Source organism: Sulfitobacter sp. SK011 (genome assembly GCF_003352065.1).
Taxonomy (GTDB): domain Bacteria; phylum Pseudomonadota; class Alphaproteobacteria; order Rhodobacterales; family Rhodobacteraceae; genus Sulfitobacter.
The window spans coordinates 1,420,816-1,440,844 of sequence record NZ_CP025803.1 but is presented as its reverse complement, the minus strand read 5'-3'; the positions used below and the strand labels follow the sequence as shown (position 1 = coordinate 1,440,844).

At 57.8% G+C, this 20,029-nt stretch carries 26 protein-coding genes and 1 tRNA gene; 10 read left to right on the top strand and 17 right to left on the bottom strand.

All coding sequences use genetic code 11. The annotated features are described in order from the left end of the window. Positions 1-7: 7 nt before the first annotated feature. From C1J02_RS07110 to C1J02_RS07085, 6 genes are all read right to left on the bottom strand, one after another. Positions 8-478, bottom strand: a complete 471-nt coding sequence (locus C1J02_RS07110) for a GNAT family N-acetyltransferase (protein WP_162798258.1) — start codon at positions 476-478, stop codon at positions 8-10. A 145-nt stretch (positions 479-623) separates the two neighbouring features. Further along, positions 624-815 carry a hypothetical protein gene (locus C1J02_RS21035; RefSeq protein ID WP_205389877.1) on the bottom strand — a complete coding sequence of 64 codons (192 nt, stop codon included), beginning with the start codon at positions 813-815 and terminating at the stop codon, positions 624-626. Between the two features lie 540 nt (positions 816-1,355). After that, positions 1,356-1,850 carry a hypothetical protein gene (locus tag C1J02_RS07100; protein WP_114877950.1) on the bottom strand — a complete coding sequence of 165 codons (495 nt, stop codon included), beginning with the start codon at positions 1,848-1,850 and terminating at the stop codon, positions 1,356-1,358. Positions 1,851-2,077: 227 nt separating this feature from the next. Next, positions 2,078-2,347 carry a DksA/TraR family C4-type zinc finger protein gene (locus C1J02_RS07095; protein ID WP_114877949.1) on the bottom strand — a complete coding sequence of 90 codons (270 nt, stop codon included), beginning with the start codon at positions 2,345-2,347 and terminating at the stop codon, positions 2,078-2,080. 70 nt (positions 2,348-2,417) lie between these two features. Next, on the bottom strand, positions 2,418-3,314 hold the full coding sequence (rpoH, locus tag C1J02_RS07090) for an RNA polymerase sigma factor RpoH (protein WP_114877948.1): 897 nt from the start codon (positions 3,312-3,314) through the stop codon (positions 2,418-2,420). 191 nt (positions 3,315-3,505) lie between these two features. After that, positions 3,506-4,537, bottom strand: coding sequence for an RluA family pseudouridine synthase (locus C1J02_RS07085; protein WP_114877947.1), 1,032 nt, complete (start codon positions 4,535-4,537; stop codon positions 3,506-3,508). On the opposite strand from C1J02_RS07085, the gene C1J02_RS07080 reads away from it, so the two are divergent. After that, complete coding sequence (locus C1J02_RS07080; RefSeq protein WP_114877946.1) at positions 4,536-4,829, top strand: DUF6476 family protein; 294 nt, start codon at positions 4,536-4,538, stop codon at positions 4,827-4,829. The genes C1J02_RS07085 and C1J02_RS07080 overlap by 2 nt on opposite strands. A gap of 78 nt (positions 4,830-4,907) precedes the next feature. Here C1J02_RS07080 and C1J02_RS07075 read toward each other — a convergent pair. Further along, positions 4,908-4,984, bottom strand: a tRNA-His gene (locus C1J02_RS07075). A 90-nt stretch (positions 4,985-5,074) separates the two neighbouring features. Continuing rightward, the gene (locus C1J02_RS07070) at positions 5,075-5,557 is read right to left on the bottom strand and encodes a GNAT family N-acetyltransferase (RefSeq protein WP_114877945.1); all 483 of its coding nucleotides are present in this window, start codon (positions 5,555-5,557) and stop codon (positions 5,075-5,077) included. Between the two features lie 81 nt (positions 5,558-5,638). Between C1J02_RS07070 and C1J02_RS07065 the strand changes: the two genes are divergently transcribed. Further along, positions 5,639-5,833 carry a DUF6324 family protein gene (locus C1J02_RS07065; protein WP_114877944.1) on the top strand — a complete coding sequence of 65 codons (195 nt, stop codon included), beginning with the start codon at positions 5,639-5,641 and terminating at the stop codon, positions 5,831-5,833. 6 nt (positions 5,834-5,839) lie between these two features. Here C1J02_RS07065 and C1J02_RS07060 read toward each other — a convergent pair whose 3' ends face one another. Beyond that, positions 5,840-6,328, bottom strand: a complete 489-nt coding sequence (locus C1J02_RS07060) for an MmcB family DNA repair protein (RefSeq protein WP_254693229.1) — start codon at positions 6,326-6,328, stop codon at positions 5,840-5,842. A 91-nt stretch (positions 6,329-6,419) separates the two neighbouring features. Here C1J02_RS07060 and C1J02_RS07055 point away from each other — a divergent pair, with 91 nt between their 5' ends. From C1J02_RS07055 to C1J02_RS07040, 4 genes are all read left to right on the top strand, one after another. Beyond that, positions 6,420-7,736 carry a hypothetical protein gene (locus tag C1J02_RS07055; RefSeq protein ID WP_114877943.1) on the top strand — a complete coding sequence of 439 codons (1,317 nt, stop codon included), beginning with the start codon at positions 6,420-6,422 and terminating at the stop codon, positions 7,734-7,736. Beyond that, positions 7,733-8,494, top strand: a complete 762-nt coding sequence (locus tag C1J02_RS07050; protein WP_114877942.1) for a hypothetical protein — start codon at positions 7,733-7,735, stop codon at positions 8,492-8,494. Before C1J02_RS07055 ends, C1J02_RS07050 begins: the two co-directional genes overlap by 4 nt. A gap of 107 nt (positions 8,495-8,601) precedes the next feature. Beyond that, the gene (locus C1J02_RS07045) at positions 8,602-8,922 is read left to right on the top strand and encodes a helix-turn-helix transcriptional regulator (RefSeq protein WP_114877941.1); all 321 of its coding nucleotides are present in this window, start codon (positions 8,602-8,604) and stop codon (positions 8,920-8,922) included. After that, the gene (locus C1J02_RS07040) at positions 8,919-9,341 is read left to right on the top strand and encodes an SRPBCC domain-containing protein (protein WP_114877940.1); all 423 of its coding nucleotides are present in this window, start codon (positions 8,919-8,921) and stop codon (positions 9,339-9,341) included. The genes C1J02_RS07045 and C1J02_RS07040 overlap by 4 nt, the downstream gene beginning before the upstream one ends. Before the next feature lie 217 nt (positions 9,342-9,558). Here the strand turns inward: C1J02_RS07040 and C1J02_RS07035 are convergent, their stop codons facing one another. From C1J02_RS07035 to C1J02_RS07015, 5 genes are all read right to left on the bottom strand, one after another. Next, on the bottom strand, positions 9,559-9,849 hold the full coding sequence (locus C1J02_RS07035) for a hypothetical protein (RefSeq protein ID WP_114877939.1): 291 nt from the start codon (positions 9,847-9,849) through the stop codon (positions 9,559-9,561). A gap of 57 nt (positions 9,850-9,906) precedes the next feature. Further along, complete coding sequence (gene nusB, locus C1J02_RS07030; protein WP_114877938.1) at positions 9,907-10,389, bottom strand: transcription antitermination factor NusB; 483 nt, start codon at positions 10,387-10,389, stop codon at positions 9,907-9,909. Then, positions 10,386-10,937: a 6,7-dimethyl-8-ribityllumazine synthase gene (locus tag C1J02_RS07025; RefSeq protein ID WP_114877937.1), complete on the bottom strand. Its 552-nt coding sequence runs from the start codon at positions 10,935-10,937 to the stop codon at positions 10,386-10,388. Before C1J02_RS07025 ends, nusB begins: the two co-directional genes overlap by 4 nt. Positions 10,938-10,941: 4 nt before the next feature. Then, positions 10,942-12,066: a 3,4-dihydroxy-2-butanone-4-phosphate synthase gene (gene ribB, locus C1J02_RS07020; protein WP_114877936.1), complete on the bottom strand. Its 1,125-nt coding sequence runs from the start codon at positions 12,064-12,066 to the stop codon at positions 10,942-10,944. A gap of 93 nt (positions 12,067-12,159) precedes the next feature. Next, positions 12,160-12,753: a riboflavin synthase gene (locus C1J02_RS07015; protein WP_114877935.1), complete on the bottom strand. Its 594-nt coding sequence runs from the start codon at positions 12,751-12,753 to the stop codon at positions 12,160-12,162. Positions 12,754-12,891: 138 nt separating this feature from the next. Between C1J02_RS07015 and C1J02_RS07010 the strand changes: the two genes are divergently transcribed. The 3 genes from C1J02_RS07010 (at position 12,892) to C1J02_RS07000 (ending at position 17,487) form a co-directional block, all read left to right on the top strand. Further along, positions 12,892-14,184 (top strand): capsule biosynthesis protein, encoded by a 1,293-nt coding sequence (locus tag C1J02_RS07010; RefSeq protein ID WP_114877934.1) that lies wholly within the window; start codon positions 12,892-12,894, stop codon positions 14,182-14,184. Positions 14,185-14,300: 116 nt separating this feature from the next. After that, positions 14,301-15,434, top strand: coding sequence for a polysaccharide biosynthesis/export family protein (locus C1J02_RS07005; RefSeq protein ID WP_205389876.1), 1,134 nt, complete (start codon positions 14,301-14,303; stop codon positions 15,432-15,434). Between the two features lie 7 nt (positions 15,435-15,441). After that, positions 15,442-17,487, top strand: coding sequence for a capsular polysaccharide biosynthesis protein (locus tag C1J02_RS07000; RefSeq protein WP_114880435.1), 2,046 nt, complete (start codon positions 15,442-15,444; stop codon positions 17,485-17,487). Between the two features lie 28 nt (positions 17,488-17,515). Here C1J02_RS07000 and ribD read toward each other — a convergent pair whose 3' ends face one another. Next, on the bottom strand, positions 17,516-18,601 hold the full coding sequence (ribD, locus tag C1J02_RS06995; protein WP_254693228.1) for a bifunctional diaminohydroxyphosphoribosylaminopyrimidine deaminase/5-amino-6-(5-phosphoribosylamino)uracil reductase RibD: 1,086 nt from the start codon (positions 18,599-18,601) through the stop codon (positions 17,516-17,518). Positions 18,602-18,615: 14 nt separating this feature from the next. Beyond that, the gene (gene nrdR / locus C1J02_RS06990) at positions 18,616-19,083 is read right to left on the bottom strand and encodes a transcriptional regulator NrdR (protein ID WP_114877933.1); all 468 of its coding nucleotides are present in this window, start codon (positions 19,081-19,083) and stop codon (positions 18,616-18,618) included. A gap of 270 nt (positions 19,084-19,353) precedes the next feature. Here nrdR and C1J02_RS06985 point away from each other — a divergent pair, with 270 nt between their 5' ends. Continuing rightward, positions 19,354-19,557, top strand: coding sequence for a dodecin family protein (locus C1J02_RS06985; protein ID WP_114877932.1), 204 nt, complete (start codon positions 19,354-19,356; stop codon positions 19,555-19,557). On the opposite strand, the gene C1J02_RS06980 is transcribed toward C1J02_RS06985, so the two are convergent. Next, positions 19,558-19,974, bottom strand: a complete 417-nt coding sequence (locus tag C1J02_RS06980; protein ID WP_114877931.1) for a secondary thiamine-phosphate synthase enzyme YjbQ — start codon at positions 19,972-19,974, stop codon at positions 19,558-19,560. Between the last annotated feature and the right edge of the window lie 55 nt (positions 19,975-20,029).

Sequence of the window (20,029 nt, the reverse complement as noted above, 5' to 3'; positions counted from 1 at the left end):
CTTTTTCCTACGGATTTGCTTTCTTCGCAGGTCTTACCATTGTGACGACCTTTGGGTGACGGGCCACATCTATTGTGTAGTGCGACCTGAATCCAAACCTCTCGTAAAATGGCACATTCTCTGGCTTTGGTGACTCGAGGTAGGCGATCGTTCCGTCCTGATCGCAGATGTTCAATCCATGAGCCATCAATGCCGTACCAATGCCCCGCTTCTTCATAAAAGGATCGACACCCATCAACGGTAAGAACCAATGAGGCTCTGATGGGTGTGCACGATCAAATTCAGAGTAGACATCGAAGAGTTCAGCCTTCGAATCAGGCGCAACACTACGCTCCAAAAGGGCATCGAGCGCATTTTCGTCAGGATGGACGCCCGGTGGAACCCATAGCGCAGCACCACGGTCACTGCAAATGTGGGCACCACCACGCTCTGCGCCCTTCTCACCGTAAATACGCACATATTCAGGAAAAAAACTCAAGATACTGGGACGTGCTTGGGTACTGGTATCGGCACACCGGGTCGTCAATAAAGCAATGCGTCATCCACTTGATAGCGGCTTCGAATTGTTCAGGGTCCGCCGCTATTACCTTCACATTGATCTGCCCATGAACATTGGTTTTGGTTTAGCCTTCGCACTCTGAGAGGCTGTTCACCGAGATCAACCAAGTTCCGTTCTCATCGCGTTCGAATACATTCAACGAAAACCCTTCGTTTGGCGGGTCGCCTTCGGAAAAACGCGCAACACACCAAGAGCTTTCGCTGTCAGAACCAGCGCGCATGATATCCAGCGTCTTGTCACAGCCACCTTCAGACACCCAGTCACGATGTCCTTCTTCAATTGCGTCGCGGCCCTTTAAAGGCGCTGCATAGGAAGAGTACAACACAGCGTTCGACGCAAAGCATGCCGCACAACCTGCAGCGTCTTTTTTGCGATAGGCCTCCAGATATTTTTTGAAGCAGCCTGCGCATTTCGTCAGTCGTCGCCATTGATGCTTTCGGCCCCTTCAAGCGCCTTGGTGAGATGTTGAACCAAGTGTAGTGAAAACAAAGGGCTTATGCCAAGCCAACCGAAAAGGCGCGTAGCAGGAAAGGTCTCGTTCCGGCCATTCTCTGCTCCATGCTATCGCTGCCGTCCACCACGTCTTGCCACCTCATGCACGGCGCAAACCGGTCACCCGCTCGCCACCTCTGACGCTGCAGAGCGGCCAGCCAGAGGAGACATGCGCTGCACTTGGTATATCGGGTGATGCGCAAATTCACACAATGCGGACAATCCCGACTTTCAACGAATGGGGCCAAACGTCCAACCTTACGGCTGTATGCCGACCTGCATTTCTAGCGATTTCCAAGCTCGACTACCTTGCCTGAAGTTGGCGCATAAGAACCTCAACCATTGTTTGAGCCTCAGATGCATCAAGCCTTCCGTGATGCAACAGAAACTCTGCGACATCTCTATCCGTGTAACGCCCTGTAAGCATATCGTCGCGCAGGATTAACTTGAGGCGCGCAAATTTGGCAGCATTATCGTGGCAAATGATGCACTTGTCTTTGAACAGGCGGCCAGATTCCTGAATGAACGCGAACTGGTCAATCAGGACTTCGATTTCCTTGACTGATAACGTGCCGTGGCCTGCCTCCAGAAAATTGAGGACAAGGCGACCAGAGGCTTTTCCAACAAGGCCATTCTCAGTCGCAACCAAATTTTCGGAAACAAAATCTCCGGCATGCGGCACGTGACAGGCTGCGCAATTCTGTTCGTAGATCAGATGCGGATCAGACTGCTGGGCGTTCAGTGAGGCTGCCCAGAATACATCGCTCATTGCCAAGCCAATAATCACAAGTTGTTTCATGCGCCAAGCTCCACGCAACGCCACAGAGAACGAGCAATCAGTATCAAGATTTCGAAACGATCAACATTGACGAATGTCAACCGCAAAGCAGGCTAAGGCCAAGCAATCGGTAGATCATCTTCACGCAGAAAAGATGGCCTCTCGGAGGTCGCAGGGAGGTCGTGAGGGGCTCATTGTACAATGTGCAGCATCACGCAGCTTCGGGCTCGTACGAGACATTCCCCCGCTCACTTCAACTGACTGTCCTTGCTCCCCCGCCGATTAACCCCGCCTCTCACCTGAAACTTCCCATCGCGTTCACGCACGCAATCGATACACAGCTTCACCCCCGGCAATGCCGCGCGCCGGGCCTCGGGGATTGGTTCTTCACATTCTGCGCAATGGGTCAGGCTGTCACCCACCGGTGTCCGGCGCGCCTTCATCCGCGCCAGTTCATCGCTGATTGATGCCTCTATCTGCTCGGATACGGCACCATCTTTTGCCCAGCCACCTGCCATTACGCCCCTCCAACGGAAAAACCCTGCCCAATGTTGGGCAGGGTCCGATTTTCGTCAAGTCACAATGGGATCAGGCGTTTGCCATCAACCCTTTTTCTTTCGCCAGTTCCCGCATTCTGTTTTGCAGTTTTTCAAATGCGCGCACTTCGATCTGGCGGATCCGCTCGCGGCTGACGTTATATTGGCCGCTCAGGTCTTCCAAAGTGATCGTCTCATCCGACAAACGACGCTGGGTAAGAACGTCTTTTTCGCGCTCATTCAACACATCCAGAGCCTCGGCCAGCATTTCGCGGCGCGTTTCCAATTCATCACGGGCCTCGTAATCGCCCGCCTGATCGGCATCTTCGTCCTCAAGCCAATCCTGCCACTGCATCGTGCCCTCGCCTTCAGATCCGACAGTGGCATTCAGCGATGCGTCCCCACCCGACATCCGCCGGTTCATGGAAATCACTTCATCTTCCGTCACGCCCAGCTGGGTCGCAATGGTGGTCACGTTTTCAGGGCGCAGGTCGCCTTCTTCCAGCGCGCCGATCTTGTTCTTGGCTTTGCGCAGATTGAAAAAGAGCTTTTTCTGCCCCGACGTGGTGCCCATCTTCACCAATGACCAGGACCGCAGGATAAACTCCTGAATGGAAGCTCTGATCCACCACATCGCATAGGTCGAAAGGCGAAAGCCTTTTTCAGGATCAAACCGTTTTACCGCTTGCATCAGTCCGACGTTGGCTTCTGAAATCACTTCGGCCTGCGGCAAACCATAGCCACGATAGCCCATGGCAATCTTGGCCGCCAAACGCAGGTGCGATGTGACCAAACGGTGCGCCGCTTGGGTGTCTTCCTTCTCAACCCATGCTTTCGCCAGCATGTATTCTTCTTCCGGCTCCAAAAGCGGGAATTTGCGGATTTCCTGCATATAGCGGTTCAGACCGCCTTCCGGCGTTGGTGCCGGCAAATTTGCATAATTTGCCATTTTGTCCCTTTCCCCAATGTTAGGGGCCCATGTTTATGGGCTTAACATCAATATGGTCGGCGCTCACATCGGTTTCAAGTGCTAAACCGTTTAGTTCAGATTAATAATGACACAACCTGTGTTAATGAAAAGTAACTCTACCGTGCAGTCACGCGCATGTGCTTTTCATGACAGGCTGAAATCCATGCCTGTCAGACCGCCAATCGCAGCAAATCCAACAGCTTGGCCATGTCCTGCGGCAAGGGGGCTTCAAACCGCACATTTTCACCTGTGACCGGATGCTCAAACCCCAGAACCGCAGCATGTAACGCCTGCCGCGGAAAGGTTCTGACGGCTTGTGCGGCGATCTCGGGCAGTGCTGCCTTGGGCAGTTTGCGTTTGCCACCATATGTCGGATCACCGACCAATCCATGCCCGGCATGTGCCATATGCACCCTGATCTGGTGGGTACGCCCGGTTTCCAGCCAACATTCCATCAGCGCCAACACCGGCGGCGTGCCAAACCGTTCCACCGTGCGGGCACGGGTCACCGCATGCCGCCCCCCATTAAACAGGACAGCCTGGCGTTGTCTGTCAGTCTTGTGCCGGGCCAGTTGTGTTGTCAGTTTCAGAATGTTGCCCGGCTCAAACGACGCCCCCTTGATGCCCCGCAACCGTGGATCATTTGCATCAGGCACACCATAAACAACCGCCTGATAATACCGTTCCACGGTATGTTTCTCGAATTGCCCGGCCAACCCATGATGGGCCGCATCTGATTTAGCAACGACCAGCAACCCACTGGTTTCCTTGTCAATCCGGTGCACGATGCCGGGCCGCTTCATACCCCCGACACCAGACAGGTCATCCCCGCAATGCGCCAAAAGCGCATTTACCAACGTCCCTGACGGCGTGCCCGGTGCCGGATGCACGACCATGCCCGCAGGCTTGTTGACCACCACCAGATCATTGTCCTCAAACACCACCTCAAGCGGGATATCTTCGGGCAGGATATGGCTCTCCTCCGCCTCCTCGATATCAATATCGACCTGATCACCCACAGCGACCCGCGCGCGGGGATCACGCATAACGTGCCCTGCCACCCTCACTGCACCGTTTTCGATCAACCGCCCCAACCGCGTGCGCGACAGGTTCGCATCCTCTGGCACATCACGCGCCAGCGCCTTATCAAGGCGGGGCGGGGGTGCGTCCGCGATGATGAATGTGATACGGCGGTGCGGCATGGATGACCCAACAGATATGAAAGAGCCCGCAAACCTGCGGTTTTTGCGGCGGATGGTGACGGTACTGACCGCCGTGATGATTTGCGGCGTTCTAGTGGTTACCGCCCTGCTTGTCACGCGCCTGTCTGGTAAAGGGCCTGATTTACCTCAAACGGTCAACCTGCCAGACGGAACGACAGCCTCCGCATTCACCCAAGGCGACACCTGGTACGCCATCGTCACCACCGACAATCAAATCCTGATCTATGACCGCCTCAGTGGCAAACTTCGCCAGACCCTGACACTCGACTGACCCCGGCTTCTTTTCGCCCCAAATACTCATCTGCAACAGATGCGGCAAAACCTGAATACAATTTGGAATAAGAGAGGGTGGTACCGCCTCCCCGGCTTGAACGGGGGACCCCTGGTTCCACAAACCAGTGCTCTAACCAACTGAGCTAAGGCGGCATTGGTCAGGGATTTAGCGCCCGTGCACACAGATTGCAAGACCCTAAGACCCGCTTAGATTTGCCTATTGAGCCACCCCCATGCGGTTTATCACAGCGTGATTGTCCAGGTTTGTTCGACATTTTGCTGGCCAAAGGACACAACCGGCTTTTCCCCCACCAGCGTCCATCCCGTTTTGGCATAAAGCGCGCCCGCAGCACGGTGGGATTCGTGGGTCCAGAGTTGCATGTTGCTGTATCCATAGTCGCGTGCAAACCCCATGCAGGTTGCCAGCATGCGTTTGCCAAGACCCTGCCCGCGCGCCTCAGGCGTTAACAGGAACAGGCGCAGTTTGGCGGTCGCTTCATCCAATCTGACACAGAAAATACTGCCCAACCGCTGCCCCGACTGCCAAGCGATCCACCCGGCCTCGCAGGACGCATCGTGATCCGCCAGAAAGGCATCGACGATCTGGGTAACAAGAACCCCGAATGTCGCATCAAACCCCTCGGCAGCGGCATAATGCACCTCATGCTGCTCAATCAGCCAATCCCGGTCTGCGGCGTCGAATCTGCGTATCTCAATCGGGTCCATAGGTGCATCATGACGCCAAGAACGCTTGCCTTTCAAGCCTTGCCGCGCTAGCGATATCCCCCACCACTTTGGAGACCCGCCATGGGCATCAACACCGAACGCGACATCGAAGCAAACCTGCAAATCGGCCCTACCGATGCGGGCATGGTCCGCCTTTTCATCGAAGGGAATGGCGTGGAAATTCCAATGGACTTCACGCCTGAAGAGGCGCTTGAGATCGCAGAAGAAATCATGGCAGCGGCGCACCGCGTTGGTGGCTCTAAGGGCAAGCGCTGACCCATCCTAACCGCAGTCAGGCAAAACGCCCGGATCGCGCAGCAGATGCAATCGCCGGGCTGCGTGAAATGCAAATTTCTGCACCATGACTTTGCGGCGCGCCGGGGCAAGCTTGGTCTCCGGCCCCATGCGGATTATTTCAGCGCCATAAGCATCGCCGATGATCAGTCCGGTCTCTTCGGGCAGCATGTCGGTTGGAAAACTCTCATCCACCGCCCAGAAGAACCGGTCCGCCCATTCCAGATAGCCCTGCCATTTGCTGTCTGAGGTAAAGTCAGCGCGCGAGGACTTGCATTCCACCACCCAGATCTCGCCTTTTGGGCCCAGCGCCATCACATCGACCCGCAGCCCGCGTGTTGGCACCAGTTCTTCGACACTCACAAACCCATAGCTCGACAAATGCCGCGCAACCCCGCGCGCCAAAAGCTGTCCGGGTAGCATGTTCGCCTGCAGGGTCTGACCATCGGTGTGTGACATGCCTAAATTTACGAACATTTCGTGAACATTGGCAAGTCTTTTGCCAAGGCGTTGGTATTTGCCCCAGCCCCTCCTATCTTGGTGCTTGGGCCATGAGGGGTGAAAATACATGAGCGATCGTAAACCGATGACGCAATCCGAAGCACGCGGCGTGCGGTATGCGCGTGAACTTGAGGGGCATCTGGGCTGGCTTGACACCTTTTCCGGCACCGCCCTTGGGGTGCTGGCCGTGGCCTCTGGGATCTATACCTATCTGGGTGTGTCCTCCTTGCTGGACGACAACGGTGCGATGTCTGCTTTTGCCGCCATCGCCTATTCCGTTGCCGTGTCCGTCGGCATTTTTGTCTTTTGGTCCTATATGTTACGCCTCTTTCCTGCGGTCAGGACCACCCGGGCGCGGATGGGGTTGCTGGGCGCAATGGGACTTGGGTCACTCGCAATTGTCGCCATGTCATCCTGGCTCAATGCTGCCGCTCTGGCGGGGTCGGCCGCCGTGGAACAACACCTTGCCAAAACAGTGCAGGAATATCAGGGGTCGCTCGAACGCGCCCATGAGATTGCGCTGTCGGCCCAGGGCCTTGAACGGGATGTCGCGCGCGCGCGGCAAAGTTTCGAGGACCTGAGCGAACAGGAAGCAACCGGCAATCTGTCTGGCCTCGCCGGACGCGGCGCGGTTTTCCGCGTATTGCGCCAAAAGTCGTCTGAACTCAGCGGGTTGGAGGCGCAGATTGCCACACAAACCCCCTTGGTGAATGCCGCCTTTGTCGAGGGCAATCAGATTCTCAGTCGAATGCGTGCTCTGACGGTTGAACCGGGCCCGGTTGAAGCGCGCTCGGTCGAATTTTCCGAACAGGCGGTGCGTCTGGCAGGGTTGATCACCCAGCTGCGACAACTTTCTGTTGCGTCGCTGGTTGAGCGGGCGGCACAGGATCTGTCCGCTTCTGTGGTGTTGCCAGAGCTGGATGGCAACAGCGCAGAAAACCGCACCGCCCAAGGGGCGACAATTACTTCGGTGCTGGAGGTGCTCGCACAACGCGCCACCACGCTTGAGCGCGCCGCGCAATCCGTGCTGGCCATGCCGCCACCCACTGAAACCACCTACACGCCCATCTCAAGCGCTGATGCAGTGATCCTTTATGCGCGCAATTTCGTGCCGTCCTGGGCCGGTGCGATTGCGATTGATCTGTTGCCTGCTGTCTTGGTGTTTATCCTCGCAATCACCCAAACTGCGATCCGTTCAGGCCGTGAAGGGGCTGCGGTCGAGGACACCATGACGCTCGCCGAACTGCGCGCCGCCCTCGCTGCGGTGCGCGATGTCGAAGAGGCGATGCACGGGGGGGCCCAAGACGCGGCCGCCCCAACCGAGACCCGGCAGGACAAGAAGCCAGACACCGCCGCCCACGTCACACCGATCAAATCCACATGAGTGATGCTGCCGACGCCAAACGCCGCAACCCGGTCGGGCGCGTTCTGATGGGCGTCCTGCTCTTTCAGCTTGGGCTGGCCGTCATGTTGTTCTGGGGTGATCTGAGCGACGGGATAAGCATGCCGGGGTTTGGCCCGAAGGCTCCTTCCCTGACCGAACCGATCCGACCGGGCGATCAGACCCGGCGCTACAGACAAGACCGCGCACCAGCTCCAGGCCGCCCGATGCCGACAACACCCCTGCCCGATCGTCTGGTGCTGACCGTGGTTGAGGCAGGCGCTGCGGCCTTGCTCGAAGGGGCCATCACCGCTGGAGATGCACCGCGCATCGCCAAACAGATTGACGCGCTTGAGCCAGCCCCTGCACGGGTGATCCTGAATTCACCCGGTGGCTCCGTGCGCGATGCGCTTGAACTGGGGCGGCATTTGCGGGCTGCGGGGCTAAACACATCCCTGCGCGACGGCGATGTGTGCTATTCCGCCTGTCCCTATCTTTTGGCGGCGGGGGTGAACCGCGCCATTCCCGATGGGGCATCGGTTGGTGTGCATCAACATTATTTTGGCGAAAGCACCATCCTGCCCGCCTTTGTCGCCGTCGAGGACATCCAGCGCGGTCAGGGCGAGGTCATGACCTATCTTGACGAGATGGGCATCGACCCGCTGGTTATGCGTCACGCGCTGGTGACCCCGCCAGATGAAATTTACGTGCTGCTGCCCGAAGAACTGCGCGCCTATAACTTCGTCTCCCCCGCTGAGTGATGTGACGGCCACGCAGAGCCGATCCAAAAATACAACTTGACATGATACCTTTTGGTTTCTAATCGTTGAGATACCAAAAGGTATCATGATAAGGAACCCACCCCCTCATGCCTGCACCCGATCAACTCACGTTTCGCGCCCTTGCCGATCCGACGCGGCGTGACATTCTCAAAATGCTTGCCACGCAAGACATGACCATCGCCGATGTGTCGGGCCATTTCGACATGACCCGCGCGGCGGTGAAAAAGCACCTCACCGTGCTGAGTGACGGTGGTTTGATCACCGTCAGACCGCGTGGCCGCGAACGGATCAACAGCATCAACACCCAAGGGTTTGCGCCTGTCCTGAACTGGTTCGAATACTTCGACAGTTTCTGGGATGATCGCCTGATCGCCCTCAAATCAGCCATTGAAAAGGATAAGAAATGACCGATACGACAATTCGCAAATCAATCTACCTGCAAGCCAGCCGCGAGGTGGTTTGGGATTATCTGACGCAGCCTGACAAGCTGGCGACTTGGTTTCATGCCCCCAAGACGCCCCTGGCCGAGGGCAAGGCGCTTGAGATGTTTGGCACCGAAAGCGGTGACAAGCTGATCTGGGGGGACGTGAAGGTGGCGCGCGCGCCAGAATACCTGGAATATTCTTTTACGGTCAAACCGATGGGTGATGCCGTCAGCACGGTCAAATGGACGTTGGAAACCGTGGCGGGCGGCACCAAATTGTCGCTTGAGCATGTCGGCCTGCCGCAAGGTACCGATGCCTTTGGCCTGACGCTTGCGCTTGATAAGGGCTGGGATGATCACATCTCACGGATGCGTGCGCACATCCACGAAAACACAAACTAGCCCTTGCCGTACACCCGTCACGCGCCTATCTGAGAGGGTGTGACGGGTTCTGCCCTGTTTGTATTACGTTACATTCCAGTGGCCTTAAGCAAATCCGAGGGAGCTGGCTCTGTCTGAGCCTTGGTTCATTTATCTGGCGCCCACCTGTACATACAGGTCCTCGGGAATAAAAAACAGGACGGCAGGTGCGGTCCCGTCACACCAACCCCTTCAGATTTCAGCGTTTACTGGCATAAGCCAGTGCTGGCACGCGAACACCTTTGCCGCCGCGCGGGCCTTTGTCTTCAGGCTCTGTCATCAGCAGAACCGCGACGGCGGTCTGCGCCCCGGCAAAGACGATCCCATTGAGCACCCAGAAAACGGTCAGCGCCATCAGCCCGATGTCAGACGTGCTGATCAGATGCCACAGGTTCGCAACATTGAAATACATCAACAGCGCGGTGAAGATGCCCGATATGGCAAATCCGATCAGGCAATGGCGGATGTAAAAGCGGAAAATCTTTGGCATTGGAAAGCCCTCCCGTTCCTCAATTATAGCGCCGCGAAGGATAAATATCAATTCAGATCAGAATGCGTCGGGCCGTGCCTCGTGGGCCATGTGGTCCAGTACTGCATTCACGAAACTGGGCTCTTTGCCGTCCGGAAAAAACGCGCGCGCAACATCCACGTATTCACTGATCACGACCTTTGGTGGTGTTCCGGTATCGCGAAATTCTGCACCTGCCGCGCGAAAGAGCGCCCGCAATGTCGGGTCAATCCGCGCAATCGGCCATTTGGCGACCAGCGCGCGGTCTGTCATCTGGTCAATCGGGGCCTGATAGTTAACCGCATCGTCAAGCACGCGGGCAAACAGGTTGATGTCACCATCAAGCATTTCCGCACCCTCATAGACCGCACCAAAGCGGTGTTCCAGGAATTCGTTGCGTACCCGTTCAACGGTCTGCGACGAATGTTCCATCTGAAACAAGGCCTGCACCGCGTAAAGCCGTGCGGCTGATTTCATTTTGCGTTTCTGGTTGCCGGAAATCCCGGCTGAAGAATTTGTCATGCGATGCCTGATCCATCCGAGCCGCCCGCCATCAGGGTGTCTTGCCCCAAGGGCTTGAACCCGACGCCTTTGCTTGTGTTCGCCCACTTACGAGCGAGGGCAATCAGATGCAAGGCCGCCGCGGCGGCACCGCCCCCTTTGTTTTGTCCTTTGGGGTCTGCTCGCACCTCGGCTTGGCCGCGGTTTTCGACCGTGAGAATACCATTGCCAATGCACAGCCCCTGCAGCCCCATCAATTGCAAGGCGCGGCTGCTGTCATTGCACACCGTTTCGTAATGCGTGGTCTCGCCGCGGATGACACAGCCCAGCGCCACATAGCCATCAAAATTGCTGCGCCGATCCGAAATGCCAATCGCGGTCGGGATTTCCAGTGCGCCGGGCATTTCCACTACGTCCCAAGTCACGCCCGCAGCGTCGAGTTCGGCCTTGGCCCCGGTCAACAGCCCCTCTGCGATATCGGAATAGTAGGGCGACACCACGATCAGCACCTTTACGGGCTTGTCGAAACTGGGGCGTGGCAAAACGGTATGTTTGTCGTGCGCGGCCATCTGATTACTCCGTCATGATTGGGCGGGTACCCACAATTTGCAGGTGATAGGCATCAAGGCCAAGATAGCGTGTTTCGGGATTGTCGGTCAGCAAAATCAGTTGATGCAGCCCCATGGATGACAAAATCTGTGCGCCCAACCCTGTGCGTTTGACCGTGCGGGGGCCGTCTTCTTCATCCTCGTCCAACCGCAGCCGCGGGAATGGGTCGCGAAAAAGAACCACGGCACCGCGCCCTTCGTCTGCGATGATCTGCATCGCGCGGGGAAGTTCATCGGCCGGGCTTGGCCCCAGACCAAGGATGTCTTCAAGCGCGTTGATCGCATGGGTGCGCACCAATACCGGGTCGGTGGTCGACAGATCGCCCTTGGTCAGCACAACGTGATCGGTCCCGGTGATCTGGTCGCTGAAAATCCGCATCTGCCAATCGCCACCATAGGCGGATGTGACCTGCCTGCTTTGGCGTTCGATCAGCAGATTATCGTGTTTGTGGCGATAGCTGATCAGATCACTGATCGTCCCGATCTTGAGGTCATGCGCCTTTGCAAACGCCACCAGATCAGGCAAGCGCGCCATGGTGCCGTCGTCCTTCATGATCTCACAGATCACGCCGGAAGGGTGCAGGCCCGCCAGACGGCTGATGTCGACTGCGGCTTCGGTATGGCCGGCCCGCACCAGCACGCCACCATCGCGCGCGCGCAGGGGGAACACATGACCGGGGGTGGCAATGTCCGCTGACCCTGCCTGTTCACTGATCGCCACAGCAACGGTCAACGCCCGATCCGCCGCCGAAATCCCGGTGCTGACGCCTTCGCGGGCCTCAATGCTGACAGTAAAGGCCGTCTCATGGCGCGACGAGTTATTAACAGCCATCATCGGCAAGCCCAGATGATCGACCCGTTCGGATGTCATCGGCAGACAGATCAAACCGCGCCCGTGGGTCGCCATGAAGTTGATCGCTGCGGCATCGGCAAACTGCGCCGGGATCACCAGATCGCCTTCGTTCTCGCGGTCCTCATGATCGACCAGAATGAACATCCGGCCCGCCGCTGCGTCCTTGATGATCTCTTCAATCGGGGAAATGGCACCCGCAAGCCCCTCTTCGACCGGTCCCGGCGTTTCAAAACTCATGGCATTTCCCCATACTTATTCTCGCTGGCACATAGCTGAGCGACCACCGCTTGGCCAGAGGCGAGGCAGAACTTCCCGCCTGTTTTGAGGCGCTCAGGGCATCTCAGCCAGCCGCGCCACATAGCGCGCCAGCGTATCAATCTCAAGGTTGATCTGATCGCCCACTGCGACATCGCCCCAGGTGGTAACATCCTTGGTGTGGGGAATGAAGTTGACGCCAAAATCACAGCCCTCCACTTCGTTCACGGTCAGCGATGTGCCATTGAGCGCAACGGAGCCTTTGGGCGCTATGAACCGCGCCAACGCCCGTGGTGCACGCAGCGTCACGCGGGTGCTGTCGCCTTCATCTGCCAAGCCGACCACCTCGGCGACGCCATCAACATGGCCTGACACGATGTGACCACCCAATTCATCGCCCACTTTCAGCGCACGCTCAAGGTTCAGGCGTTTGCCCACATGCCAGCCCTTGTGGCCGATGTTGGTTTTCTCAAGCGTTTCGGCGCTGATCTGCACATCGTACCAATCATCACCAATCGCCACGACCGTCAAACAGACGCCATCACTGGCAATGGACGCCCCGATGTCGATTGTCGCGGTGTCATAGCGGGTCTGAATGCGCGCACGCAGATCACCCGCTTGCTCAAGCCCCACAACGGTGCCAACGTCCGTGATTATCCCCGTGAACATGGATTGCTCCTTTGGTAGTGTTCATTGTGACGTAACGCTGCAATGTTACACTGACAAGGGGTGCGGGCGCGGCGCTGCGGCACATATTGCGCCGTTTTATGGTGTTATTGACCAAAAGGTATCGCCAAAAGGACCAACATGACGATGACGACCCCAGACCACCGGGTTTTTCTGTTTCTGCAAGGGCCACATGGACCCTTTTTTAACCGCTTGGGCAAAATGCTTGGGTTGGCGGGGGCGACCGTGTGGCGGGTTGGTTTCAATGCAGGTGACCGGGCTTTCTGGTCGCGCAAAGACAGCTATATCGCTTTTCGCGCTAAACCTGCTAACTGGCCCGCGACATTTGTGGATCTGCTGACAACCAAAGGCGTGACAGATGTTGTGCTTTACGGCGACACGCGGCCCATCCATGCCATAGCTGTGGCCGAAGCAAAGGCGCGCGGCATTACTGTGCATGTGTTCGAAGAGGGGTACATGCGCCCCTATTGGGTGACCTACGAACGGGACGGGTCCAACGGCAATTCCCGCCTGATGAACATGACAATTGCACAGATGCAAACCGCCCTCGCCCATTCAGATACCGAAGCCCCGCTGCCGCCCGGACATTGGGGTGACATGCGCCAGCATATTTTTTACGGGGCGCTTTATCATTGGTTCGTGATGTTTCGAAATCGCGATTACCGCGATTTTCAACCGCATCGCAGTCTGACTGTGACCAAGGAATTCCAGCTTTATGTGAAGCGTCTGTTGCTGATGCCAGCCCTTGCCGCGGACCGGTTGATTTCAACGCGGCGCATCCGGTTGGGTGGCTTTTCCTATCATCTGGCCCTCCTGCAACTGGAACATGACAGTGCGTTTCAGATGCATTCGCCGTTCAAGACCATGCCCAACTTTCTGGAATTGGTCGTCGACGGTTTTGCAAAGGGTGCGCCCCAACATCATCATCTGGTGGTCAAAGCGCACCCGCTGGAAGACGGCCGTGTGCCATTGCGCCGGGACCTCAAGCGTCTGGCGCGTCAATTCGGCGTGGCAGACCGTGTGCATTATGTGCGGGGCGGCAAACTTGCGCAGCTGCTCAATGATGCGCGCAGCGCGGTCACCGTCAATTCAACCGCAGGTCAGCAGGTTCTATGGCGCGGAATTCCGCTCAAGGTGTTTGGCAGCGCGGTCTATGCACAGCCGGAATTTGTATCAAACCAGCCGTTGCCCGAGTTTTTTGCCGGGCCCAGCCGCCCTGATAATGGTGCCTATAAGGACTATCGGCGCTATCTGCTTGAAACTTCACAAATTCCGGGTGGGTTTTATTCAGCAAGAGGACGTCGTCAACTCTTGCGGCATGTTGTTGATGTGATGCTTGCGCCCGAAGACCCTTATCAGGCGCTTGAGATGAGGACCGCGGCCCCAAGGCAACAGTTGCGGGTTGTCACCTGACCTAAGCCCCTCTTTTAGGTCGCTTTTGCGGATCTTCTCAGGTAGCTTGCCTCCAATTATGTCGAAAAAATCGGCAAATTCTGAGGCAGAGTTGAATAGGTCGAGGAGACCGGGCAGTGAAATCCGTATCTTTCCGGTGGGCACGTCCCATCGCAGTTCTTGCGGCGTTGGCCGTTGTTTCGTCTTGTGGATTGCCACAGGTCGGTCCAAATAAGCGCCAGATCTTCGCGGGTTCAGTACAAAAAGAAGGCGATGCCTTTGTGGTTGAGGTGAACGACCGCGTCACACGCGCCACTGCCGTGACACCTGCGCTTGGTTTTACAAATGAATTCAAGAACGCGGCGCTGTTGGGCTCTGATACCATCCGCCCGGGCGATGTGTTGGGCATCACAGTTTACGAGAACGTCGACGACCCCTTGCTGGGCGTCGGAGAAGCCCCCGCCACCGTGCTTGAAGAAGTGCAGGTTGATGGTGCGGGATTTATCTTTATCCCCTATGCGGGCCGCATCAAGGCCGCAGGCAATTCGCCCGACGCCATCCGCCGCATCATCACCAACAAACTGGGCGAACAGACCCCCGACCCACAGGTCGAAGTCCGCCGCGCGTCGGGTGACGGATCAACGGTATCACTGATCGGATCGATCGGCTCGCAGGGTGTCTATGCGATTGAACGGCCCACGCGGACGCTTTCAACCATGATGGCGCGGGCTGGCGGCGTGACGATCGAGCCTGAAATAGCTCAGATCACCGTGATCCGTGGCAAGATGCGTGGCAAAATCTGGTTTCAGGATCTTTATGATCATCCGGAACTCGACATTGCCCTGCGCGGTGGTGACCGGATTTTGGTCGAAGAAGACACGCGGTCTTTCACCGCCCTTGGGGCCACGGGCGGCCAGGCACAAGTGCCGTTTGAATCGCAAAACCTTTCGGCACTCGAAGGCATCGCGCAAGTGGGCGGCCTGAACTCGGCCACAGCGGATCCTACCGGTGTGTTTGTGTTCCGCAATGAACCTCAGGAAGTGGCAGCGCAGGTGCTGGGCCGCAATGATCTGCAAGGCACACAGCGGATGGTATATGTGCTCGACCTGACCAGGCCCAACGGCATGTTCATGGCCCGCGATTTTGTGATCCGTGATGGCGACACGCTTTATGTGACCGAGGCACCGTTCACTCAATGGAGCAAGGTCATCTCGGCCATCACCGGCACCGCCGGATCGGCGGCGGGTCTCACGTCTGTCGCAGGTGATTGATCAAAAGATGGCTTTAGGGCCAGAAATACATGACATTCCCGACGCCGGGCCTGAAAAGGTCCGGCGGCTTTTTGTCTATAACGGTGGCTTTGTGACGCAATCCCGGGTGCGCCGTATATTGCAGCTGTCAGGATATTCGCTTCACCTTGGCGTGCCACGCGCCGAGGATGCCATTGCCGTTTGGGGCCACTCGCCCACCGCGCACCGTGGCCTGAGCGTGGCCGCAAAACGCGGTGTGCCAGTGGTGCGCGTTGAAGATGCGCTGCTGCGGTCCGTGCATCCCGGCCGCGCCGGTGGGCCGCCGTTGGGATTGGTCATTGACCACCGGGGCATGCATTTTGACCCTGCGCAACCCTCTGATCTTGAGGTGTTACTGGCGACGCATCCGTTGGACGATACCGCCCTTCTGAACCGGGCGCGCGGGTCCATTGCACGCATGCAAGAGGCACATTTAAGCAAATACTCTGGCTTTGACGCAGATGCCCCTGCCCCACCCCCCGGCTATGTGCTGGTGATCGACCAAACCCTCGGCGATGCTTCCGTCACCGCCTCTGGTGCAGATCGTGCGCGGTTTCTGGAAATGCTGGTGTTCGCGCAAGAGGAACATCCCGGTGCGCCTGTCATTATCAAGTCTCACCCGGAAACCATCCAAGGGTTCCGCGCCGGTTATTTCCGGCCCGAGGACGAGAATGACCACATCACCTTGCTGCGCGACGCGGTCAGTCCCTGGGCGCTTTTTGAGGGGGCGGTGGGTGTTTACACAGTGTCCTCGCAAATGGGGTTTGAGGCGATTTACGCAGGTCACAAACCGCGGGTGTTCGGGCAACCCTTTTATGCGGGCTGGGGTCTGACCACAGACGAATTTCCGGTGCAGCGCCGTCAGCGGACCCTGAGCCGCGCACAGTTGTTTGCCGGTGCGATGCTCCTCTATCCGAAATGGTATGATCCTTACCGCGATTGTCTGTGTGATCTGCAAACAGCCATCGAGGGGTTTGCCGCACAAACCCGCGCGTGGCGCGAGGATCATCGCGGATGGGTTGCGTCGGGCATGCGCCTGTGGAAACGCAAACCACTGCAGCAGTTTTTCGGCGCGACAAAACCCGTTATCTTTCAGGATGATCCGGCCAAGGCACGGGCCACGGGTCGTCCTTGGATGGTCTGGGCCGGCAAGGCGCAGGTCGGGTCTGATGACGCCGTGCGGATCGAAGATGGGTTTTTGCGTTCAAAGGGCTTGGGGGCGGAACTGGTGCCGCCGCTCTCGCTTGTCTGTGACGATCTGGGGGTCTATTACGATCCGTCCCGTCCCAGTCGGCTGGAAAAATGGATCGAGATGCGGGCAACCTTGCGGCCCGATCAGCAGGCCCGCGCCCGCGCTTTGATCAAGGCGCTGACGCATGGAGGACTGAGTAAATACAACCTGAAAGGGGCCGCGCCCGATTTGACGGGCCTTGCCACAGGCAAACGCATTCTGGTGCCCGGACAGGTCGCTGATGATGCCTCGATCCTGACTGGCACAGATGCTGTCTGCAGCAATGATGCCCTGCTTAGATTAGCGCGGGATGCGAAGCCTGACGCGGTGATCCTGTATAAACCCCACCCCGATGTCGAAGCAGGGCTGCGGTCTGGGGGGACGGATGCCGCCGCTTTGGCGGACCGGGTGTTTGAGCGCACAGACCCGGTGGCGTTGCTGGATATGGTCGATGAAGTCTGGACCATGACGTCGCTTCTGGGCTTTGAGGCGCTGTTGCGCGGGGTGCAGGTCGTGACGTTCGGCGCGCCGTTTTATGCGGGATGGGGTCTGACCGATGATCGCGGCGACGTGCCGCCGCGCCGGCGCGCCGATGTCTCGCTTGAGGGGTTGGTGCATGCCGCGTTGATTGATTATCCGCGTTACTTTGATCCCGGAACCGGTCTTGCCTGCCCCGTTGAAGTTGTGGTGGACAGATTGGCAAATGGGGATGTCACGCATCCCGGTGCCATGAATCGCATGTTGTCCAAATTGCAGGGGCTTTTGGGGAGCCAGAGCCACCTTTGGCGCGGGCGGTCAGGCTAGGTTTGAGTATTTTTGGCGAAAAGAAGGGTTAAGGCCGCGTCCAGATATGCACCACATCTGGTCCGACAGCTTGAGTTGAGTGCAGCGTAAAACGCGGGGCGCGGGCAAGTTTGGCAACGCCCAATGCGCCGATACCGGGCACCCCTTCGGCCCCGATCACAACACCAGCGGTAAAGCCCACAAGGGTGTCAACAAGGTCATCCTCCAGCAAGGACGCCGCAAGCGCCCCGCCCCCTTCGCAAAAGACCCGTGTCAGCCCGTAGGTGCCCAACTGGTGCAGGATGCTCGCAGGGTCCAATTGCCCGCCGCGCACCGTGCACGCCAGCAAGGTTGCCCCAAGTTCGCGCCAAGTGCGGACCAATGTCGGATCGGCATCTTTTCCGTAGCACAGGATCAGGGGAGTGTCGGCCGCGCTTCGGGCCAGCTTGCCCATCAGCGGCAGATCAAGGCGGCGCGAGACCACGACGCGGGCTGGTTGTTGTGCAACCCCCAGATCGCGCACATTCAGGCTGGGGTCATCTTTGCGCGCGGTGCCGCCGCCCACCATCACCGCGTCATGGCGGCTGCGCATCGCGTGGACAACACGGCGTGCCGGCGCATCAGTGATCCACTGGCTTTCGCCGGTGCCGGTGGCGATGCGCCCGTCAAAGGATTGTGCTAGTTTCAGGGTCAGCGTCGGGCGGCCCTGTGCCAAACGGGTCAGAAAACCGGCATGGTCGGCGCGCGCCTGTGTTTCACCCACCCCGGTTACAACATCAATGCCAGCGGCACGCAGCATATCAAGGCCGCGGCCATCGACGCGTGCGTCACTGTCGGTGGTGGCCACGACCACCCGTGCGACACCTGCATCAATCAGGGCCTGCGCACAGGGAGGTGTTTGACCATGATGCGCGCAGGGTTCCAGGGTCACATAGGCGGTGGCACCAGCGGCCGTCGCGCCTGCCTGTCTCAGTGCTTCGGTTTCTGCGTGGGGACGTCCGGTCGGCTGGGTCCAGCCACGCCCGACAATGCGGCCTGCATTCACGATCACACAGCCCACCGCCGGGTTGGGCCAGACATGTCCTTGTCCGCGTCGGCCCAACGACAGGGCCAACGCCATAAAGCGCGCATCCATTGCCGCCGCTTGCGTCACTCTTCCGAGGCGGCGTCGGGGCGCAATTCCTGCACAAACTTGTCGAAATCATCCGCCGCCTGAAAATTCTTGTACACGCTGGCAAAGCGCACATAGGCCACGGTATCAATCCGGGCCAGTGCTTCCATCACGATCTCGCCAATTTGCTTTGACCCAATATCAGTCTCACCCATGCTTTCGAGACGCCGCACAATGCCACTGATCATCTGATCAATGCGTTCAGGATCAATCGGGCGTTTTTGCATGGAGATGCGGATTGAACGTTCAAGTTTGTCACGGTCAAAATCTTCGCGTTTGCCAGAGCTTTTGATCACCACAAGATCGCGCAGTTGCACACGTTCATAGGTGGTGAACCGTCCGCCACAGGCAGGGCAGAAACGTCTGCGACGGATAGAGACGTGATCTTCCGCTGGTCGGCTGTCTTTGACCTGAGTGTCGATATTTCCGCAAAACGGGCAGCGCATGACCGTCCCCCTTTTTATTAATCTGCCTCACTTGTGGGGCGTTCCGCCCACTTGCCCAGACTTATAGGGCACTGGCAAGGTTTTGGGTAGTGGCGAAATTGGGCGCTACATCTTGGGTCTGCGCCTGTGACATGTTCTCAACGCAACAGGCACAAATATGCCGGAAACCGACCTGAGGCCCAAAGGTTATGCACAGGCGGAACTTCGATCGCTTGTCATCTGTTAAGCAATAACGCCTCATTGCGGCGTTAACCAATAAAGGAGAACACCATGAGTGTCGCACGTGTCACTGAAATTTCCGCAACCTCTGAGAAAAGCTTTGATGACGCCGTCGAAAACGGCATCGAACGCGCTGGCAAAACCCTGCGTAACGTTGTGAGCGCCTGGGTCAAAGAGCAATCGGTCAAGGTCGAAAATGGGAAAATTTCACATTATCAGGTGAACCTGATGGTTACGTTCCTGCTGGACGACTGATCAATCTGCCGCGAAATGCGCCGCCACCGTCCGCGTGTGCGGCGCATCGCGATGTTCAAAAAGATAGATCCCCTGCCAGGTGCCAAGACGCATCGCACCCATCTGAACCGGAATGCTCAACGTGACCGGCATCATCGTGGCTTTGATATGGGCTGGCATGTCGTCCGGCCCTTCCATCGTGTGCCGCAGATACCCCATTGAAGGATGGCTGCTGGGCGGAACTACCTTGGCAAAGTAAGCGTATAGATCGTGTTGCACATCTGGGTCCGCGTTCTCCTGAATAAGCAACGAAGCCGATGTATGGCGCACCATCAAGGTCAGCAGGCCATCGCCACGGCCCGCAAGCCATTGCGCCACCTGGCCTGTGAATTCTGTCAGGCCCTGGCCATGGGTCTTGAGGGTAAATGTGGTTTGCATCTGCCGACTGTGCAGGTCCTTTCACACCGATGCAATGCGGCGAAAGACCTCGCGC

What these genes read in the sequence shown, in the direction of transcription:
- C1J02_RS07100 (WP_114877950.1), bottom strand. Translation starts at nt 1,850, where the DNA reads ATGAAACAACTTGTGATTATTGGCTTGGCAATGAGCGATGTATTCTGG.
- C1J02_RS07095 (WP_114877949.1), bottom strand. Translation starts at nt 2,347, where the DNA reads ATGGCAGGTGGCTGGGCAAAAGATGGTGCCGTATCCGAGCAGATAGAG.
- rpoH (WP_114877948.1), bottom strand. Translation starts at nt 3,314, where the DNA reads ATGGCAAATTATGCAAATTTGCCGGCACCAACGCCGGAAGGCGGTCTG.
- C1J02_RS07080 (WP_114877946.1), top strand. Translation starts at nt 4,536, where the DNA reads ATGGATGACCCAACAGATATGAAAGAGCCCGCAAACCTGCGGTTTTTG.
- C1J02_RS07085 (WP_114877947.1), bottom strand. Translation starts at nt 4,537, where the DNA reads ATGCCGCACCGCCGTATCACATTCATCATCGCGGACGCACCCCCGCCC.
- C1J02_RS07070 (WP_114877945.1), bottom strand. Translation starts at nt 5,557, where the DNA reads ATGGACCCGATTGAGATACGCAGATTCGACGCCGCAGACCGGGATTGG.
- C1J02_RS07065 (WP_114877944.1), top strand. Translation starts at nt 5,639, where the DNA reads ATGGGCATCAACACCGAACGCGACATCGAAGCAAACCTGCAAATCGGC.
- C1J02_RS07060 (WP_254693229.1), bottom strand. Translation starts at nt 6,328, where the DNA reads ATGTTCGTAAATTTAGGCATGTCACACACCGATGGTCAGACCCTGCAG.
- C1J02_RS07055 (WP_114877943.1), top strand. Translation starts at nt 6,420, where the DNA reads ATGAGCGATCGTAAACCGATGACGCAATCCGAAGCACGCGGCGTGCGG.
- C1J02_RS07050 (WP_114877942.1), top strand. Translation starts at nt 7,733, where the DNA reads ATGAGTGATGCTGCCGACGCCAAACGCCGCAACCCGGTCGGGCGCGTT.
- C1J02_RS07045 (WP_114877941.1), top strand. Translation starts at nt 8,602, where the DNA reads ATGCCTGCACCCGATCAACTCACGTTTCGCGCCCTTGCCGATCCGACG.
- C1J02_RS07040 (WP_114877940.1), top strand. Translation starts at nt 8,919, where the DNA reads ATGACCGATACGACAATTCGCAAATCAATCTACCTGCAAGCCAGCCGC.
- C1J02_RS07035 (WP_114877939.1), bottom strand. Translation starts at nt 9,849, where the DNA reads ATGCCAAAGATTTTCCGCTTTTACATCCGCCATTGCCTGATCGGATTT.
- nusB (WP_114877938.1), bottom strand. Translation starts at nt 10,389, where the DNA reads ATGACAAATTCTTCAGCCGGGATTTCCGGCAACCAGAAACGCAAAATG.
- C1J02_RS07025 (WP_114877937.1), bottom strand. Translation starts at nt 10,937, where the DNA reads ATGGCCGCGCACGACAAACATACCGTTTTGCCACGCCCCAGTTTCGAC.
- ribB (WP_114877936.1), bottom strand. Translation starts at nt 12,066, where the DNA reads ATGAGTTTTGAAACGCCGGGACCGGTCGAAGAGGGGCTTGCGGGTGCC.
- C1J02_RS07015 (WP_114877935.1), bottom strand. Translation starts at nt 12,753, where the DNA reads ATGTTCACGGGGATAATCACGGACGTTGGCACCGTTGTGGGGCTTGAG.
- C1J02_RS07010 (WP_114877934.1), top strand. Translation starts at nt 12,892, where the DNA reads ATGACGATGACGACCCCAGACCACCGGGTTTTTCTGTTTCTGCAAGGG.
- C1J02_RS07000 (WP_114880435.1), top strand. Translation starts at nt 15,442, where the DNA reads ATGGCTTTAGGGCCAGAAATACATGACATTCCCGACGCCGGGCCTGAA.
- ribD (WP_254693228.1), bottom strand. Translation starts at nt 18,601, where the DNA reads ATGGATGCGCGCTTTATGGCGTTGGCCCTGTCGTTGGGCCGACGCGGA.
- nrdR (WP_114877933.1), bottom strand. Translation starts at nt 19,083, where the DNA reads ATGCGCTGCCCGTTTTGCGGAAATATCGACACTCAGGTCAAAGACAGC.
- C1J02_RS06985 (WP_114877932.1), top strand. Translation starts at nt 19,354, where the DNA reads ATGAGTGTCGCACGTGTCACTGAAATTTCCGCAACCTCTGAGAAAAGC.
- C1J02_RS06980 (WP_114877931.1), bottom strand. Translation starts at nt 19,974, where the DNA reads ATGCAAACCACATTTACCCTCAAGACCCATGGCCAGGGCCTGACAGAA.